Origin of the sequence: Acetobacter sp. DmW_043 (genome assembly GCF_002153485.1) — a bacterium.
Taxonomy (GTDB): domain Bacteria; phylum Pseudomonadota; class Alphaproteobacteria; order Acetobacterales; family Acetobacteraceae; genus Acetobacter; species Acetobacter thailandicus.
The window spans coordinates 131,243-148,969 of the sequence record NZ_JOMN01000027.1 but is presented as its reverse complement, the minus strand read 5'-3'; the positions used below and the strand labels follow the sequence as shown (position 1 = coordinate 148,969).

Annotated in this window: 15 protein-coding genes; 3 read left to right on the top strand and 12 right to left on the bottom strand. The window is 49.3% G+C overall.

Annotation, left to right across the window (positions count from 1 at the left end; translation table 11 throughout):
* Positions 1-2 precede the first annotated feature (2 nt).
* A complete protein-coding gene (gene rlmD, locus HK11_RS08950; RefSeq protein WP_369822942.1) occupies positions 3-1,325 on the top strand; it encodes a 23S rRNA (uracil(1939)-C(5))-methyltransferase RlmD in 1,323 nt (440 codons plus the stop codon).
* On the opposite strand, the gene HK11_RS08945 is transcribed toward rlmD, so the two are convergent.
* From HK11_RS08945 to HK11_RS08905, 9 genes are all read right to left on the bottom strand, one after another.
* Entirely contained in the window at positions 1,279-1,653 is a 375-nt protein-coding gene (locus HK11_RS08945; RefSeq protein ID WP_086554998.1) for an iron-sulfur cluster assembly accessory protein, read from the bottom strand. The two genes, rlmD and HK11_RS08945, sit on opposite strands and share 47 nt — an antisense overlap.
* Positions 1,654-1,667: 14 nt before the next feature.
* Positions 1,668-2,135, bottom strand: a complete 468-nt coding sequence (locus HK11_RS08940) for an SUF system Fe-S cluster assembly protein (RefSeq protein WP_086554997.1) — start codon at positions 2,133-2,135, stop codon at positions 1,668-1,670.
* A complete protein-coding gene (gene sufU / locus HK11_RS08935; protein ID WP_086554996.1) occupies positions 2,122-2,577 on the bottom strand; it encodes a Fe-S cluster assembly sulfur transfer protein SufU in 456 nt (151 codons plus the stop codon). Before sufU ends, HK11_RS08940 begins: the two co-directional genes overlap by 14 nt.
* Positions 2,574-3,824, bottom strand: a complete 1,251-nt coding sequence (locus tag HK11_RS08930) for an aminotransferase class V-fold PLP-dependent enzyme (RefSeq protein ID WP_086554995.1) — start codon at positions 3,822-3,824, stop codon at positions 2,574-2,576. Before HK11_RS08930 ends, sufU begins: the two co-directional genes overlap by 4 nt.
* Entirely contained in the window at positions 3,825-5,099 is a 1,275-nt protein-coding gene (gene sufD / locus HK11_RS08925; RefSeq protein ID WP_086555048.1) for a Fe-S cluster assembly protein SufD, read from the bottom strand. It abuts the gene before it with no gap.
* Positions 5,100-5,104: 5 nt separating this feature from the next.
* Positions 5,105-5,875: a Fe-S cluster assembly ATPase SufC gene (sufC, locus tag HK11_RS08920; RefSeq protein WP_086554994.1), complete on the bottom strand. Its 771-nt coding sequence runs from the start codon at positions 5,873-5,875 to the stop codon at positions 5,105-5,107.
* A gap of 12 nt (positions 5,876-5,887) precedes the next feature.
* A complete protein-coding gene (gene sufB, locus HK11_RS08915; protein ID WP_086554993.1) occupies positions 5,888-7,378 on the bottom strand; it encodes a Fe-S cluster assembly protein SufB in 1,491 nt (496 codons plus the stop codon).
* Positions 7,366-7,854, bottom strand: a complete 489-nt coding sequence (locus HK11_RS08910) for an SUF system Fe-S cluster assembly regulator (RefSeq protein WP_086554992.1) — start codon at positions 7,852-7,854, stop codon at positions 7,366-7,368. Before HK11_RS08910 ends, sufB begins: the two co-directional genes overlap by 13 nt.
* 113 nt (positions 7,855-7,967) lie before the next feature.
* A complete protein-coding gene (locus tag HK11_RS08905; RefSeq protein ID WP_086555047.1) occupies positions 7,968-9,266 on the bottom strand; it encodes a DUF445 domain-containing protein in 1,299 nt (432 codons plus the stop codon).
* A gap of 418 nt (positions 9,267-9,684) precedes the next feature.
* Between HK11_RS08905 and HK11_RS08900 the strand changes: the two genes are divergently transcribed.
* Together HK11_RS08900 and HK11_RS08895 are read left to right on the top strand one after the other, a co-directional pair.
* Positions 9,685-11,799: an AsmA family protein gene (locus HK11_RS08900; RefSeq protein WP_086554991.1), complete on the top strand. Its 2,115-nt coding sequence runs from the start codon at positions 9,685-9,687 to the stop codon at positions 11,797-11,799.
* A 243-nt stretch (positions 11,800-12,042) separates the two neighbouring features.
* Positions 12,043-14,358: an AsmA family protein gene (locus tag HK11_RS08895; protein WP_086554990.1), complete on the top strand. Its 2,316-nt coding sequence runs from the start codon at positions 12,043-12,045 to the stop codon at positions 14,356-14,358.
* A gap of 160 nt (positions 14,359-14,518) precedes the next feature.
* Here HK11_RS08895 and fusA read toward each other — a convergent pair whose 3' ends face one another.
* From fusA to HK11_RS08880, 3 genes are all read right to left on the bottom strand, one after another.
* Positions 14,519-16,606 carry an elongation factor G gene (gene fusA, locus HK11_RS08890; protein ID WP_086554989.1) on the bottom strand — a complete coding sequence of 696 codons (2,088 nt, stop codon included), beginning with the start codon at positions 16,604-16,606 and terminating at the stop codon, positions 14,519-14,521.
* 223 nt (positions 16,607-16,829) lie between these two features.
* Positions 16,830-17,135 (bottom strand): 50S ribosomal protein L28, encoded by a 306-nt coding sequence (gene rpmB / locus HK11_RS08885; RefSeq protein ID WP_086554988.1) that lies wholly within the window; start codon positions 17,133-17,135, stop codon positions 16,830-16,832.
* A gap of 112 nt (positions 17,136-17,247) precedes the next feature.
* On the bottom strand, positions 17,248-17,532 hold the full coding sequence (locus HK11_RS08880; protein ID WP_086554987.1) for a hypothetical protein: 285 nt from the start codon (positions 17,530-17,532) through the stop codon (positions 17,248-17,250).
* Positions 17,533-17,727: the final 195 nt, after the last annotated feature.

The window sequence follows — 17,727 nt, the reverse complement described above, 5'->3', positions numbered from 1 at the left end:
CTGTGACTTCAGAACATACGCCCTCACCCGGCGGTAAAAGCGTAGAGGTCATGATCCACTCCCTGGGAGCCCAGGGAGATGGGATTGCGGCCCTGCCTGATGGACAACCTCTTTACGTTACTGGCGCTCTGCCCGGCGAAAAAGTTGAAGCTCAGCCCGTATCAGGGCAGAAATACCAGCTTGTTTCTGTCATTACCCCTGCGTCAGACCGGGTTGAGCCACCCTGCCCCCTGTTTCAGTCCTGTGGTGGCTGCACCCTTCAGCATATGAGCCTGCCCGCCATTCTTGAATGGAAAACACAGCGCGTTGTTTATGCACTAAAAAAAGCAGGGTTTTCTGATACTCCTGTACCAGCACAGCGCCAGGTGCCGGCCCATTCACGGCGCCGGGCAGACCTGGCAATACGCCGCAATGGCAAAAATGTTCTCGTTGGCCTTCATGCGCGCAATAGCGATCAGGTTATTGACCTGACAAGCTGCACTATTATGCACCCGACCCTGATGGCTGCGCTGCCTTCTGTTCGTCAGACGCTGCAAAGCCTGGAAGGACTGCGCCAGGCTGGTGAAATACAGCTTAACCTGCTCGAATCCGGTCTTGATATTCTGCTGACAACGGATGGTCCACTCAGCAGTGGTGACAGGACACGCCTTGCCAGTCTCTCGGCCACTATTTCCGCTCCACGTATCAGCTGGTATCAGCGCGGCACAGAAGCCTATGAGACCGTTGCACAGTCTGGTCCGGTATACCATACGATGGCCGGTGTAACGGTTGCTCTGCCCCCAGGAGCATTTTTACAGGCCACTGCCCCCAGTGAAACCTGGATTCAGGATGCTGTACTTAGTGCCCTGCCAAAAAAAATCGGTAAACGGGATAAAATTATCGAACTCTATGCCGGCTGCGGCACGCTAAGCCTGCCACTGGCAGCGCATCATCAGGTCTTTGCTTATGAAGGATATGCACCAGCGGCAGCCTGCCTGAAGGCTGTCTCAGGTGGCACACGGCTTAACGTTGAATGTCGCGACCTCAACCGGCAGCCTGTTATGGGCACTGTACTGAAAGCCGCTAATGTTGTTGTGCTTGACCCGCCACACAGCGGAGCAGGCCTGCAAATGCGGCAACTGACAACCGGCAAACCGCAACACATTATTTATGTCAGCTGCAACCCGGCTGCCCTGGCGAAAGACGCAAAAGCCCTGCATGATGCTGGCTATCGCCTGAACAGCCTTGAAGTTATTGACCAGTTTTTGTGGTCAGCTGAAACAGAGGTGGTTTGCAGCTTTACACATGGAAGCTCTCGCCGCAGCCGCAGCGGCCTTTCTCGTTAGGGTTGTTAAACACAAACCCCTCCTCCAGGTCTGACTGACGAAAGTCCATTTCTGTTCCGATCAGGAACAGAACGGCTTTCCGGTCAACCAGCAGAGTCAAACCTTTATCTTTAACAACTTCATCGCCTTCGGTTGGCCCCTCGACAAACTGCATGTCGTAAGCCTGTCCTGAGCAGCCACGTGTGGTAACTGAAATACGTAAAACCTGCCCGCTATGCGCTGTATTATACAAATGTTCCAGCTGACGGGCTGCGCTCTCGCTCAGTCGCATAAGAGGTGGCAATTCTCTTTTAGGTGATGAGCCAGCTGCCGATAGTGATGCAGACATTATCATCCTCTCTGTCAAAACATATTCAAAGCAAGGCGGGCTTCATCGCTCATACGCGACATATCCCAGGGTGGATCCCACACAATATCAACAGTTGCGGCACCGACACCCGGCACTTTTTCAACTGCTTCTTTGACCTGCAGCGGCAGCTCCTGCGCGCTGGGACAGTTAGGTGCCGTCAGGGTCATTTCAATTTTCACCTTACCATCATCATAAAGATCAATGGCATAGATCAGACCCAGCTCATAAATATTAACCGGAATTTCCGGGTCATGAACCGTTGCGATCGCACTGATAACCGCATCTTCATCAACCTGTGCGGCAGAGGCAGATGCATGAGATGCCTCATCATCTCCTTCAGGAGACCAGCTCTCTACTTTCGCACGCTCTTCACTGTCAGGCGTATGCTGCACTGCCTGGCCAGTCACAGCCTCATCGGCAGCCTCAGGCACTGACTCCTGCACTTTTTCAGATATCGACATGAGAAAGCGCCTCCTTTAAAGCAACCCATGGTAACTCAGCACACCGGATACGCGCCCGATGTGACTGCAAAGGGGAAAAAATAGTTAAAATACCAAGTTCCGTTTCTTCCGTACCAGATGAAGAGTGAGACTCGTCCCCAACCAGCATGGCAGAAAATTTTTGAGCAACAGTCAGCGCCTCGGCTTTTTTTAAACCTGTGACACGCTCGGCCATCAGATCAGCCGCAGCCAGACAAATTGCACATCCTCTGGTCACATGCCTTACAGCACTGATATGGTACTCTTCAACACCAATTTCCACTCGTGTCTTATCACCACAGAGAGGATTACGCCCTTCACCTGTAGCCTGCGGGTTTTCCAGGTGACCATTAAACTGTGGCTGGCGTGATCGCCCGACTATCAGCTCATCATAAAGGGCCGCGACATCTCCGGTGTGTGTCACACGAAGAAATCCCGTATTTTAATGAGAGTATCTGCCAGTGCATCTATGTCTTCTTCGGTGGTATAAACACCAAAGCTGGCACGTGCCGTAGCTGTAAGCCCCAGACGCCTGATCAGCGGTTCTGCACAATGATGCCCGGCCCTGATCGCGATACCGTTACGGTCAAGCAGGGTCGCCATATCATGAGGATGAACATCATCCATCACAAAAGAAATAACCCCGCCACGATCTTTGGGCTTCCCGATCACGCGCAGGCCTGGCACATCAGCAAGACGCTTCAGAGCATAGCCTGTCAGCTGTGCTTCATGGGCAGTAATTGCCTCCATACCGATAGCTTCAACCCACGAGATAGCGGCACCAAGCCCGACAATTTCAACAATAGCAGGTGTACCGGCTTCAAACTTATAAGGCAGAGCAGCCCACTCTGAACGTTCGAACGAAACGGTTGAAATCATATCGCCACCACCCATAAAAGGCGGCATAGCATTCAGCAGCTCTGAGCGTCCCCACAGCACACCAATACCGGTGGGGCCATAAAGTTTATGGCCGGTAAAGACATAAAAATCAGCCCCGATATCCTGCACATCTGTTTTGCGGTGCACCGCAAACTGACTGCCGTCAAACAGCACCTGTGCACCGGCAGCATGTGCAATGTCTGCAATCTGCTTTGCAGGTGTCACAGTGCCCAGCACATTCGACATATGCGTTATGGCAACAAGAGCAACCTTTCCATCTGCCAGCAAAGCCTGCAGAGCAGTCAGATTAAGGTCTCCATCATCTGTAATCGGAGCAACCCGCAGCTCAATACCGGCTCTATCACGTAACAGCTGCCAGGGAACCAGGTTTGCATGATGCTCCATTTCAGAGATCACAACAGCCTGACCGGGTTTAAGCAAAGCACCAAAGGAATATGCTACGAGGTTAATAGCTTCGGTGCTGTTCTTAGTAAAAATAATCTCATCACGTGATGGCGCATTAAGAAAAGCGGCCACCTGGTCTCTGACTGCTTCACAGGCTTCTGTTGCCCGCTCGCTCATCCAGTGCAGACCACGATGCACGTTAGCATATTGCGTACGCATGGTGTGCACCATGCTATCAATCACACTGGCTGGCTTCTGCGCTGAGGCACCACTGTCAAGAAAGACCAGCGGGCGCCCGTGAACAGTCTCCTTCAGGATCGGAAACTGCTCGCGAATATGCTGACTATTGAACGCAGCGTGCGTTTTTATAACCTGATCAGCTGACATTTACGCCCCCTCTTCACTGACGGGAAAACGGCGCGCTATAACGGTTTTGCAAACCTCACGTGCTGTTTCATCCCCGATCAGTTCAAGAACCTCTTCAAGAAAAGCATCAATCAGAATCTGACGCGCCTCACCCTCAGGCACCCCACGACTGCGCATGTAAAACAGCTGGTCATCATCAAGCGCACCTACGGTCGCACCGTGGCTACATTTGACGTCATCAGCATAAATTTCGAGCTGTGGTTTAGCATCAATCTCTGCCTGCCCGGAAAGGAGCAGCGCCTGATTCATCTGATAACCATCTGTTTTCTGAGCAATCTGTTCAACCAGAACCTTACCCTGAAAAACACCACGTGCACGGTCATCAAGCACATTACGAACTGTCTGCCGCGAGATACAGTCAGGTGCAGCATGGGTAATAACACTCGTAATGTCGCCATGCTGTGTCTGAGCCAGTCTCTGCACGCCATTGATATGGACCTGGGCAAAAGATTCCGCGAGACACGCATGCACTTCATGACGAGACAGAGCCGCACCAATCCCTACGACAAAGCTGTCATAATTACCGCGCTCTTCAATCTGGGCATAAAGCGTTGATAAATTAGCCGCAGCATCGCTTTCAGCCTGAAGCGTGACGTGACGCAGCTCAGCCTCAGCGGCGACAAACACCTCTGTTACCGGGTTATGCAGATAATGTCCCTCACCCGCCTGCACTGACAGCAAAGATAATTTTCCGCCCTTTGCAACATGTACACTGTGACGAGGGTGATATGACACCGCATCAGAATCTGCCTGCCCCAGAGAAACCAGCAGAACCTGACCGGCATCAATGCCTTCGGGCACAGAAATCACAACACCGTTCTCGGCCAGAACTGTATTCAGAGCCGCCAGTGGCTCACGGTCAGAGCGAACAAGAGAACCGGGTTCAGCTTTATCTGCCGTGTAGAAGGAGCATGCAAAAAGCCCTTTAGTCACGGACAGATCAGCCACAAAATGACCATTGACAAAAACCAGGCGAGGCAGCTCAGCTACGGCGCCCTCTGCCAGCCCAAGAGCGGCAAGTGCTGCACGGGCCTTTGCACTGTCGTAATTTTTACCAGGCTTATGAAACACGGTGCCTGCAAGAAAACGCAGGCTTGTGTATTTCCAGTCTTCTACTCTGCGGTCAGGCAGACCCGTGTGATGCAAAGCCTCAAGCGCGGTTTTCTGCTGCTGACCGGAAACACCCTCGAGCTGTTTGCGAAACGGCTCAAGCGTTACCGCTAATGGTGCAGACATATCACTCACGCTGCCTCCGCCAGAAATTTGGTATAACCTTCACGGTCAATCTGCTGTGCCAGCTCAGGACCACCGGAATGGATGATGCGCCCTTTTGCCATAACGTGAATACGATCAGGCACAATATATTCAAGCAGACGCTGATGATGGGTAATAACCAGTGCTGAGAACTGAGGAGAGCGCAGGCGCTTCACACCCTCAGCCACAATACGCAGTGCATCAACATCAAGGCCACTGTCTGTCTCATCAAGAATAGCGAATGACGGCTGCAAAAGGGTCATTTGCAACACTTCGTTACGTTTTTTCTCACCACCAGAGAAACCAACATTGACATTACGCTTAAGCATGTCCGGAGACATACCCAGCTCTTTAGCTGCGGCACGAACGGTTTTAAGAAAATTAACCGCATCAAGCTCTTCCTGCCCACGCGCACGGCGCACGGCATTTACTGCTGTACGCAGGAAGTTTGCATTATTCACCCCAGGCAACTCAACAGGAGACTGGAATGCCAGAAACAGCCCGGCAGCAGCGCGCTCTTCGGGCTCCATTTCAAGAAGATCTTTCCCCTGGAAGCTGACACTCCCTGAGGTTACTTCATAATCTTCACGCCCGGCGAGCACATAGGACAGGGTTGATTTGCCGGAACCATTTGGCCCCATAATGGCATGAACTTCACCCGGGGGGATAACAAGGTCCACACCACGCAGAATTTCTTTTTCCTGACCGTCTGCATCAATCCGGGCATTCAGGCCGGAAATATCCAAAAACTGGCTCATATCGTGCCCCTCTTACCCTACGCTGCCTTCAAGGCTGATCTGTAATAATTTCTGTGCTTCAACTGCAAATTCCATAGGCAGCTCTTTCAGCACATCGCGACAAAACCCGTTAACGATGAGCCCGACAGAATCTTCTTCTGAAAGCCCGCGCTGACGGCAGTAAAACAGCTGATCCTCAGAAATTTTAGAGGTTGTTGCTTCATGCTCAATACGCGCCTGTGCATTGCGGCATTCAATATAAGGCACAGTATGTGCACCACACTGGTCACCGATAAGAAGGCTGTCACACTGTGTAAAGTTGCGCGCGCCCGATGCTTTTGGCTGCACCCTGACAAGACCGCGATAGGTACTGTCTGAGTTACCTGCGCTGATAGTTTTCGCAATAATTGTCGAACGGGTATTCTTACCAATATGGATCATCTTCGTGCCGGTATCAGCCTGCTGATGATTATTGGTAACCGCGACTGAGTAGAACTCGCCGACAGAGCCTTCGCCCTGGAGAATACAGGAAGGATATTTCCAGGTAATTGCTGAGCCTGTTTCTACCTGCGTCCACGAAATTTTAGACCGTGCTCCGCGGCAGGCGCCACGCTTGGTCACAAAATTATAAATGCCGCCACGTCCGTTCTCATCACCCGGATACCAGTTCTGCACCGTTGAGTATTTGATCGAGGCATCTTCCATCGCGACCAGTTCAACAACAGCGGCGTGAAGCTGGTTCTCATCACGCATCGGGGCTGTGCACCCTTCAAGATACGAAACGGAAGCTCTGTCTTCAACAATGATCAATGTGCGTTCAAACTGCCCGGTATTACGACTGTTAATACGGAAGTAAGTTGAAAGCTCCATCGGGCACCGCACCCCTTCGGGCACATACACGAAAGAACCATCTGTAAACACAGCAGAATTCAGCGCTGAAAAGAAATTATCACCAACCGGCACCACGGTACCAAGATATTTTTTAACCAGCTCTGGATGTTCTTTAATCGCTTCAGAAATAGGGCAGAAAATAACCCCTGCCTCCTCAAGCGTTTTACGAAACGTCGTAACAACCGAGACACTGTCAAACACGGCATCGACGGCAACCGGCATGCGGGCCTGTTCACCCTCAGGCACTTCAACGCCTGCCAGCATAGCCTGCTCATGCAGAGGGATACCCAGCTTCTCATATGTTCTGAGCAGCTCCGGATCGACCTCCTCAAGAGATTTCGGGCCTGGCTTCTTTTTTGGCGCAGCGTAGTAATGCGCATCCTGATAGTCAATCGGAGGATGTGAGACCTTAGCCCACTCAGGCTCTTTCATCTGTAACCATGAACGAAAAGCAGCCAGACGCCACTCAAGCATCCATTCCGGCTCTTCTTTTCGCGCTGAAATCAGGCGAACAATATCCTCGTTCAGACCTTTTGGCGCGACATCCATATCAATGTCGGTTTCGAAACCCCATTTGTAGGACGAAAGGCCAAGCTTTTCTACTGCCTCGCGAGTCTCTGTCACTGCCGGCATTGTTCAGATCCCCCACATTGCCTCATCGTTTTTGTCGGCATCTCATTGCCTGAAAATGCAGATATAACGAATTCTTTCGATCGACTGTTTTGCATCACATCCAGAGAAATCTTCTCCAGAGCGTCACGTATCGCACTGTTCATTGCATCCCAGCTTCCACACATCCGACAGGAGACCCCGGCATCACACTCTCCTCCGTCGACACATGCTGTTAGCGCTATAGGTCCATCAACTGTCATAATAACGCTGGCTACCGAAATTTCAGACAATGGACGAGAGAGACGATACCCTCCTCTGGCCCCTCGCTGAGACGTAACCAACCCGCCTGAAGCCAGCATTTTAAGCACCTTGGCCACTGTCGGCTCCGGAACACCGGTCTGTGTTGCAAGAAAAGGCGAAGTCACTACACCCTCCTGCCCCCCGAGAGTAACGAGGATCACAACAGCGTAGTCAGCCAGACGGGATATTTTTAGCATTATATTCTGCCACCTGATAAAAGACCTTTTGAGTCCTGTTTCAAACACATGACGTCAGACACCAGAAAGGTCAACCCAAAAGCACATTGTTTTTAACCTGAAAGACACACTTTTTACTGAGCATTCAGGCCAAACAATAATCTAAGAACAATAAAAAGAAGCGCACCCGCACCAAAACCGACGAGAGTGCCATTAAACCTGATAAACTGGAGGTCTTTACCGACACGCAGCTCAAGCTTTTCAGCGACCTGCACGCCATCCCAGCCGGCAACGACCTGAGCAATAAACTCTTCAATCTGCTCTCTGACAGACGGCAGCGCTCTGATCAGAACAGCATGAAGTTTATCAACAATTTCCTGCCGCAAGGCCTGATCATCTTTCAGCTGCCCGGCAAACCGCCCCAGCGCATCCTGCAACATTGACGCTATACGCCCGTCGGGGTTTTCTGCGTCGGCTTCTGCCATACGACGAAACCGCCCCCAGATATCTGACCACCAGACGACAACACTTTCATGCGACAAAATACCCGTGATCGCACGTGACATTTCCTGGCTTCTTTCAGGATCATGCTCAATCCGGTCAATCTGCGCACGGGCCCATGATGTAAATCCTTCTCGCAGGCCTGAATTCTGAGGGTCAACACGATCAAGCTCCTTACTGACCGCGAACAACACTTTGGTTGCTATAGAACCACCAATAGCCCACCCCAGGAAGCGCCCGCCCTGCTCACGCACACGATCCTCAATCATTGTACGCAACGCGCTCTCACGCGCCTGCAACCCCTCTTTGACCTGCTCCAGCAGATATGAAAGCACTTCCTGATGGCGGTCATTATCAACCATCGACCTGAGCGCTCTGGCCACGACCGGCGTCAGATTACTGCTACCCACCAGACATGGTAAAATACGGCTTATAGCCTCTGAAGCACGGCCATCTTCAAGGCGGTCAAATGTCTGACGCACAGATGAAGAAAAAATACGTACCGCCATTTTCCGGGTTGCCGGATCATCAAGCGTTCCTGAAAGGATTGAGGGAATATCCAGCCGGTCAAAAACCCGCTTAACCTCCTCTTCCGTTAAAACCTGACGAGAAACGAAACGCCCCAGAGCACGACCCAGACGCTCTTTTTGCGCAGGAATGATCGCCGTATGCGGTACAGGCACCCCCAGCGGATGACGAAACAACGCAACAACAGCAAACCAGTCTGCCAGCCCGCCGACAACACCAGCCCGCGCACCAGAGCGCAGAACCTCCAGCCAGAAGGCCTCCTTAACCCAGCCTGCGGCCGGTGCCGCATACCCTGCCACAGTTAAAAGCACCATAAAGACAAGCAGAGCTGTCGCCGTCCACTGGTAGCGCCTGAGCGTTCTGCGCGCTTCTAAATCTGCTTCAGTATCAGGATAAGACGTCATAATTTTACCGACAGCACCCTCAGACAAACCGCCCAGGAGTACAACACATGCCAGAGAGAGAACGCTACCAGGGCTCGTAGCATGCTCATGTATATCTCACGGCACCAGGGAGACAAACCAGCAGGAGCATAAATGCAGCCATCACTGATATCACCTCGCAAAATATGCCTCAGCCAGTATAGCAAGCACAACGATATTCTCTGAAACCGCAGAATCAGCGAGGTAAAAGCATTTCCTTAACTCATCTATCAGAGATATTTTATATAGTTCATTAAAATTTTGACACTTTCTTCACTTAAAAACCATAAAAAATTATCTGGAAAGAAGGTGTTTATACCCTGTCATTCCTTAGTTTCTTATAATAACGCCTTGCAAATCCAGGCTTTTACCCTGTTACGAGAGCATGTTAAGAACTGTCATGACCACAAAAATATCTGCTTCTCATTTTTTAAAAAAACACCCGATTATATCAGCCTTCGGCGGTTTTTTTGTTTTATTTTGTATACTTATTCTGTTCTGGTCGTGGGACTGGTTCATCCCCCTGATCAATATGCGCCTTACGGCGCTGCTGCACCGCAAAACAACAATTGAACACCTGCATATTTCCCCTGGGTTTGTAACAGCCGTACGCGTTGAGGGTTTGAAAATCACACAGCCCGCGACTTTCAGTGGCGAAAAACGTCCCTTTGCGACTGCACAGGAGATCACGGTTTCATTCAGTGTCATCGATTTTATCAAAGACAGAAAAATTCATCTGCCAGTCGTTATGCTCAACGGTGCCGATGCCGATCTGATTGCTCTCAAAAATGATTTAAATAATTTTACATTCACTGAAGATGGAAAACCTGCTCAGCAAAAAAGCTCAGGCTCATTCACTCTTCCTCAGATCGACAAACTCTCAGTTACTGCAACACGCCTGCATGTCGTCTACGCCCCCCTTCAGGCTGATATCACAGCGACAATTCAGGCTGATCCGACCACTCAGAACAGCAGAGGTATTCTGCATATCAATGCCAGTGGCCGCTATGCGAAACAGCCTGTCACAGCAACCTTTACGGGCGGAGCGCTACTCTCTGTCATGAGTGAAAATAACCCGTATCCTGTCAATCTGAAAATACAGAACGGTGAAACAACAGCCTCTCTGGCCGGGCAGATTGACCAGCCCATGACTTTCTCCGGCGCGCAGCTTAAACTCCATTTTGCCGGGCCGGATATGGCCTTGCTTTACCCCCTTACCGGCGTGCCCATTCCACACACTCCAGCTTACGCCATCACTGGCAACCTTGATTATAACCGCGACAAAATTGTTTTCAAAAACTTCTCAGGGCAGCTTGGAACCAGTGATATCGGCGGCACAATTCAGCTCAACCCACATACAAAACCAGTATTTGTTGAGGCTGCACTTTTTTCAAAACAGGTCAACCTGAGTGACCTCGGAGGTTTTATCGGCGCCTCTCCCGATAAAACTGCTCAACAGAAAAAAAGCGACGCCAGAAGCGATGCTATTTTACCTGAAACACCTATCAATATTCCCAAGCTCAATACTGTTAATGCACATCTGACGTATCACGGCACACATATTGAGAACAAAAACCTTCCGCTCGATAATATTGATGTCGATTTTTCTGTCACAAACGGAGCTATTACACTCAAAAAGCTAAATTTTGGTGTAGGAAGCGGCACCATAGCCAGCACAGCGAGCCTGAAACCCGCAGGAAAACTCTTTGACACGAGTGCCCGCGTTGATTTTTCACGCATTGACCTGGGTCATATTATGCAGGCCACTGTGAAGTCAAAAGCAAAAGGAATTATCGGTGGGCACATGACACTCACCGCAAGAGGGAACTCTGTTGCCAGCCTGATGGCCGCAGGTAATGGAGGATTGACACTCATTCTCGATCAGGGCGGCAATATTACCGCTTTTTTACCCAATCTGCTCGGCCTGCAGCTTGCCAACGCTGTCATGACAGCTATTGGCATCCCCTCGCATACTGAAATACACTGCTTCATAACGGATATGCCTCTTAAAAATGGCATCGCTTCAACAAAGGCTTTACTGCTTGAAACAGGTGAGGCCCGCACCACGGGCACAGGCACGATAGATTTTCGTAATAATACACTCAACTATTACCTGACGACACGCTCACGTGGCTTCACAATCGCCTCCCTCCCCGGAGCTTTTCATATTTATGGCCCGATAAAAGACCCCACCATTTTACCTGGTGCGGAAATTATTGGGCGTGCAGCCATCGCCGCCGGCCTGGGTGTCGTGTTCCCGCCTCTGGCACTTCTTCCGACAATCCAGCTCGGTGTCGGCAATAAATCCCTCTGCGCCACAGCGGTAAAGGAAGTCAACGCGGCACCAAGCTCTGGCATTACCACCGGCAATCTATCTCGTTCCACCAGCACTCTGAATAAAAATGGCATTACAAACCACCAGCCTGCCCGACGCAGACCACCGGCAAAGTCAAACACTATGACACCAGCAGAAGTACGGGCAGCATGGCGTATAAAACTTGACCAGAAAAAATAAGAAAAAAGAGTAACAGTGTCTGAGGCGTGGCCGTACAACCAATAAACGAGATAACAGCGGTCATACCTCAGGCAAAAATATTTTTTATTCCTTTACAATAATTTAATTTTTTAATAACTAAATTCTTTCATCAGGATAACCAGAAAACAAACAAAACAATCTGCCACTCTCAGATCAAAATAAAGCATACCACTTCATCTGGTTGATTTTTAAAAAATAATAGATTTATGAAAACTAATTTCTATGCTTCTTTTATCCAGATATAGTCATTTAAATATAAAAAATATTTTCTTAAAAAAGCGCATTCTTGGCGGCCTTCTATGTTTTAGCGCAATTATTATTACTTATATTTTTTTCTGGTCGTGGGACTGGTTTATCCCTCAGCTCAACACTCGCCTGAGCGTTCTGCTATGCCGCAAAGTCAGTGTTGAACATCTCTCTGTCTCTCCTGGTCTTACGACAACCATCCGGATGAAAGGGGTGAAAATTGCACAACCCGATAATTTTTCAGATGCTGAAAATAATTTTGCAGAAGTAAAAGACGCCTCACTATCCTTTAATACGATAGACTACCTCATATTTAAAACTTTTAATTTTTCAAAAATTACACTCAACCATCCCGATATAGATCTCATTACACTAAAAAATAATATTAATAATTATACGTTCACCTCTCCTGGTAAAACCAGAAAAGAAGAATTATTTACACTCCTTCGTAATGGGCAGATTTATATCACTTCGGGCATTTTACATTTTACGCATGACCCTATGCAAACAGATGTTATTGCCAGGATAGAATCCACCCCTGGAGCAGCAGATGGACAAGGGTTTTTACGCATAAATGCCACAGGACGTTATGCTCAGCACCCTATAACTCTCTCATTTACCGGCGGAAACATTCTGACTGCTCTGGATGAACACACAGCTTATCCCATCCGTCTGACAGTTCAGAATGGCAGCACAGCTCTCTCAGTTACAGGGCAGATTGACCAGCCCCTTACTTTTATCGGAGCGCAGCTGAGATTCAAACTTACAGGGGCAGACATGTCCCGACTTGCTTCCATTACAGGCTGGCCAGCACCACAGACGCCCGGTTATGTTCTGACCGGTGCGCTCGATTACTCGCCTGAGAGAATTATTTTTAAAAACCTTTCTGGTAAAACCGGAGAGAGCGATATCAGCGGTACGGTACAGATCACCCCTCATACAAGCCCACTTTTTATCGATGCCAGTCTTTTTTCACGCAATATGAACTCAAATGACCTGACTGGCTTTTATGAGAGCAATAATCAGAGCCTGCCTTTGCATGACAACACAAATAACCAGGTCCTGTCAGATACTCCGGTCAATATTCCTAAATTATATAACGTGAATGCCCACATCCTTTTTCAGGGCGTACATCTCCAGAATGACAGGCTACCGCTCGATAACATTGACACAGAACTTTCTGTTTCCAACGGCAACATTGCTGTCCGGCACCTGAACTTTAAAATTGGAAATGGTACGATTGCCAGCTCAGCCAGCCTCCGCCCTCAGGGGGATGAATTTAAGGCTGCTGCCCGTATTGATTTTAACCAGCTGGATATAGCCCGCCTTACACGAACTAATATCGCATCACATGCACAGGGCATTATGGGAGGGCACATCACCCTCACCTCAGAGGGGAACAGTATCGCAACTCTCATCGCTGGCGGAAGTGGCAACCTGACGCTTGTACTTGACCAGGGCGAAAATATAACTGCCTTCCTGCCCGATATTCTGGGAATGAGACTTACCAATGCTGTGCTCTCAGCCATAGGCAATCCATCCAATACTGAACTACGTTGTCTGATTGCTGATATGCCTCTCAGAAACGGGATTTTCACAACAAAAGCTTTTTTTCTTGCCACGAGTAAAATAAAAACTTTTGGTAATGGTATTATTGATTTTCGCAACAACACACTCGACTATTACCTGACTACTCATGCGCAGGATACAAAAAATAATCGTACAGCACAGTCTTTTCATATTACCGGCTCTATCAAAAACCCACAGATAACCGCTCATATAAATGGTGTGAGTCAGGCTGCAGCCACCTCTGCACTCAGAAACATTTTTCCGCTTATTCAGTTCAGACCGGCAGCCCGGCAACAAATATTCACACCAGGCCTGCACGAAGAAAATACGCTTCTCAAAACGGAAATTATTAACAACCTTGCCGCAGTAGTCGGTTTGAAATTTGCACTGTCGTCAGGTAACAGAGCTTTTCACCCTGAACTGAACAATAGTTCTCTGTGCAATGAGGCTATGGCGTATTCTTCATCCTTTTCACAGGCCAGCTCTTTTAATAATGACACAGCAAAACAATCAGTAAATGTTTCTGAGAAGTCAGCACATCCTGATATCCCTCAGCAAACTCCGGCTTCCACAACAAATAATTACCCAAAAATATTGCCAGCTAAAGCAAAAAAATCAAACAAACACTCAGTACTTTCTGATCGTGCAGCAGAAATCAGAGCTATATGGGCAGAAAAATTAAAGCAGCCGCAGGAAGAAGACGAAAATATAAAACTTCCCTGACAAGTATCATATTATGTGATCAGGGCGGTTTTACTTTCTGGCAATACCCGCAGGGCAGCAGCAAAATATCAGCTCCTGTATGTTTATTAATCCATCAGAACATTAAAAAAGCCGCCCCTTTTCAAGGGCGGCTCTTAACACAATAAGTTCTAATAAAAACTTATTTAGAAGCAGACATAATCTCTTCAGCCACGTTACGTGGAACCGGATCATAATGATGGAACTGCATGGTGAAGGATGCACGACCCTTCGTCATAGAACGCAGATGAGAAATGTAACCAAACATTTCTTTCAGCGGCACATGAGCGCGAACCATAACGGTTGAACCTGAAGTTTCCTGGCTCTGGATCATACCACGACGACGGTTAAGGTCACCCACCACGTCACCAACATGGTCGTTAGGTGTTGTCACCTCTACGTCCATAATTGGCTCCAGAATAACCGGGCTGGCTTTTTTCATACCTTCGCGGAAACATGCTTTCGCAGCGATTTCGAAGGCAAGAGCTGACGAGTCAACGTCATGGTATTTACCGTCGAGCAGCGTAAACTGGAAGTCAACGGTCGGGAAGCCTGCAAGCACACCAGTTGAAGACTGAACGCGGATACCTTTTTCAACTGCCGGGATATATTCTTTAGGAATAGAACCACCGACAACTTTGTTTTCGAACAGGATACCTGCGTTACGCTCAAGAGGAGCGAACTCAATTTTCACTTCAGCGAACTGACCTGAACCACCAGACTGTTTCTTGTGGGTATAGATCTCTGTGTGAGGCTGAGAAATCGTTTCACGATAAGCAACCTGAGGTGCACCAACGTTCGCATCAACGCCATATTCACGACGCAGACGGTCAATGATGATGTCCAGATGCAGCTCACCCATACCTGACAGAATGGTCTGACCTGTTTCCTGATCGGTTTTCAGCTGCAGAGAAGGATCTTCACCAGCCAGCTTCTGCAGGGCCAGTGTCATTTTCTCAACGGCGTCTTTTGTGCGTGGCTCAACAGAGATGTCGATAACCGGAATCGGGAAAGTCATACGTTCCAGAATGACCGGATCAGATCCGTCTGCCAGCGTGTCACCGGTCTGTGTGTCTTTCAGACCAACGAAAGCTGCGATATCACCAGCATGAACTTCGCTCAGCTCAACGCGCTTATCAGCATGCATCTGATAGATACGACCGATACGCTCTTTGTGACCTTTGGTTGTGTTCATAATGGTGTCGCCTGTTTTCAGAACACCACGGTAAACACGAACGAAGGTCAGCGTGCCGTATTTGTCGTTAATAATTTTGAAGGCCAGGCCAGCAAATTTACCATCGGGGTCAACCGGGATAACAGGCTGAGAGTTTTCGCTTTCTTCCTCACCTTCTGGTGGAGCAACGCGAATACCTTCAACATCGTCAGGAGCTGGCAGGTAATCAAGAATACCATCGAGCAGCGGCTGAACGCCTTTGTTCTTAAACGCAGTACCACACAGAACCGGACGGAACTCACCGGAGATGGTACCTTTTTTAATGCAGCGTTTCAGTGTTTCGACAGAGACTTCACCCTTTTCGAAATACTCTTCCATAGCAGCATTATCAACAGCCAGAGCTGTATCAAGCAGAGCCTGACGCGCTTCTTCAGCTTTCTCTTTCAGATCAGCCGGAATTTCTTCGTCATGGAACTTCGCACCCAGCTCACCGCCTTCCCAGACGATCGCTTTCATCTCGACCAGGTCGACAACACCAAGGAACTGGTCTTCTGCACCGATTGGCAGCTGCAGAGGAATAGCAACGATGTCGAGCTTTTCTTTCAGCGTGTCAAATGCACGGTAGAAGTCAGCACCGGTACGATCGAGCTTGTTGATGAAGATGATACGGGGAACGTTGTAACGATCAGCCAGACGCCAGTTCGTTTCTGACTGAGGCTGAACACCGGCAACACCCTCGATGATGAACACAGCACCGTCGAGAACACGCAGAGAACGGTTCACTTCGATGTTGAAGTCAATATGTCCGGGTGTGTCGATGATGTTGATGCGGTGATCGTTCCAGTCACAGGTCACAGCAGCAGAAGTAATCGTGATACCGCGTTCACGTTCCTGAGCCATATAGTCTGTAGTGGTATTACCTTCGTGCACTTCACCGATTTTGTGTGAAACGCCGGTGTAATACAGAATACGCTCTGTAGTGGTTGTCTTGCCCGCGTCAATATGCGCGGTGATCCCGATATTACGGATCTTTGAAAGTTCAGATTTGGCGGACACGAAAACCTCCGGAAAACAGATCAGGCGCGAAAGGAATCTCCCGCGCCTGTGGCCGCCGAACACCGTGCTGTCACCAGAAAAATCTTAGTACAACCCGGCTGCCGGAAACCGGCCAGTCACTTAATATAAAGGCCTCTGGCACCTTGCCAGACACCTGAAATACAAACTTCACTCTGCGTTACAAAACAAAGCTGAAGCCATGAAAAAGGCAGATACCCCTGAATCAGGCGCCGGCAGCTGCCTGCTTTTTAGCCTGCGCGCGGAGAACACGACGCTTAACAACCAGAGCTTCCTGAGGAAGTTTACGGTCAGGTGTGCTGATCAGGAATGCATCGAGACCGCCATTGTGCTCGATGGTACGCAGACCACGTGTAGAAACACGCATGTGCACTGATGCATTCAGTGTTTCTGACATCAGAGCAGCTTCCTGCAGGTTAGGCAGAAAGCGACGACGTGACTTGTTGTTAGCGTGGCTGACGTTATTTCCGCTCAGCACGCCTTTGCCGGTAATCTGGCAGCGACGGGACATTGTCTCATCCTTGTCTAAAAAAGCAACGGAGCCGAGACATATGCCCGGCGACCACATTCAGGTATTTGGCGCGGCTTATCACCCACTCACGGCGCCACGTCAAGAGCCGAGGTCAGGCTTTCTCGTTTTTTGCGCTGTTTTCTGCTGATGCAGAGGCATGAACGTCCCCTGCCCGGACACTGCCGGCGGCTGATTCAAGAATTTTGAGAATAGTTTCTTTATCCATAGTCCGGGCCAGCAGACCCAGAGAGCCACCAAGAAGTGCTGAGGCAATAGCCAGCGGAGGATGATTTTCCTTAAGCAGGTGCTCTACCGCACTTTCAATAACCATTGCGCAGCGTGCCAGCTCGTCGGGCACATCATGACCTGGTTCAGCACCTGAAGTATTTTGATCCATAAAAACTTTTAACCTCTCTCAACATCCCCGCGGCGGATGATTTACCCCCGGCGATTCGTCAACACGAGCTGCAACCCATACAGAGTTGTAAGATCTGTGGCTTGCACGATAGAGGCACATAGCAATAACGCACAAGCTCCTGGTGCGGCTCTATCACCACAATTTCATCAAAAACTGACAGGTATTGCAAATTAT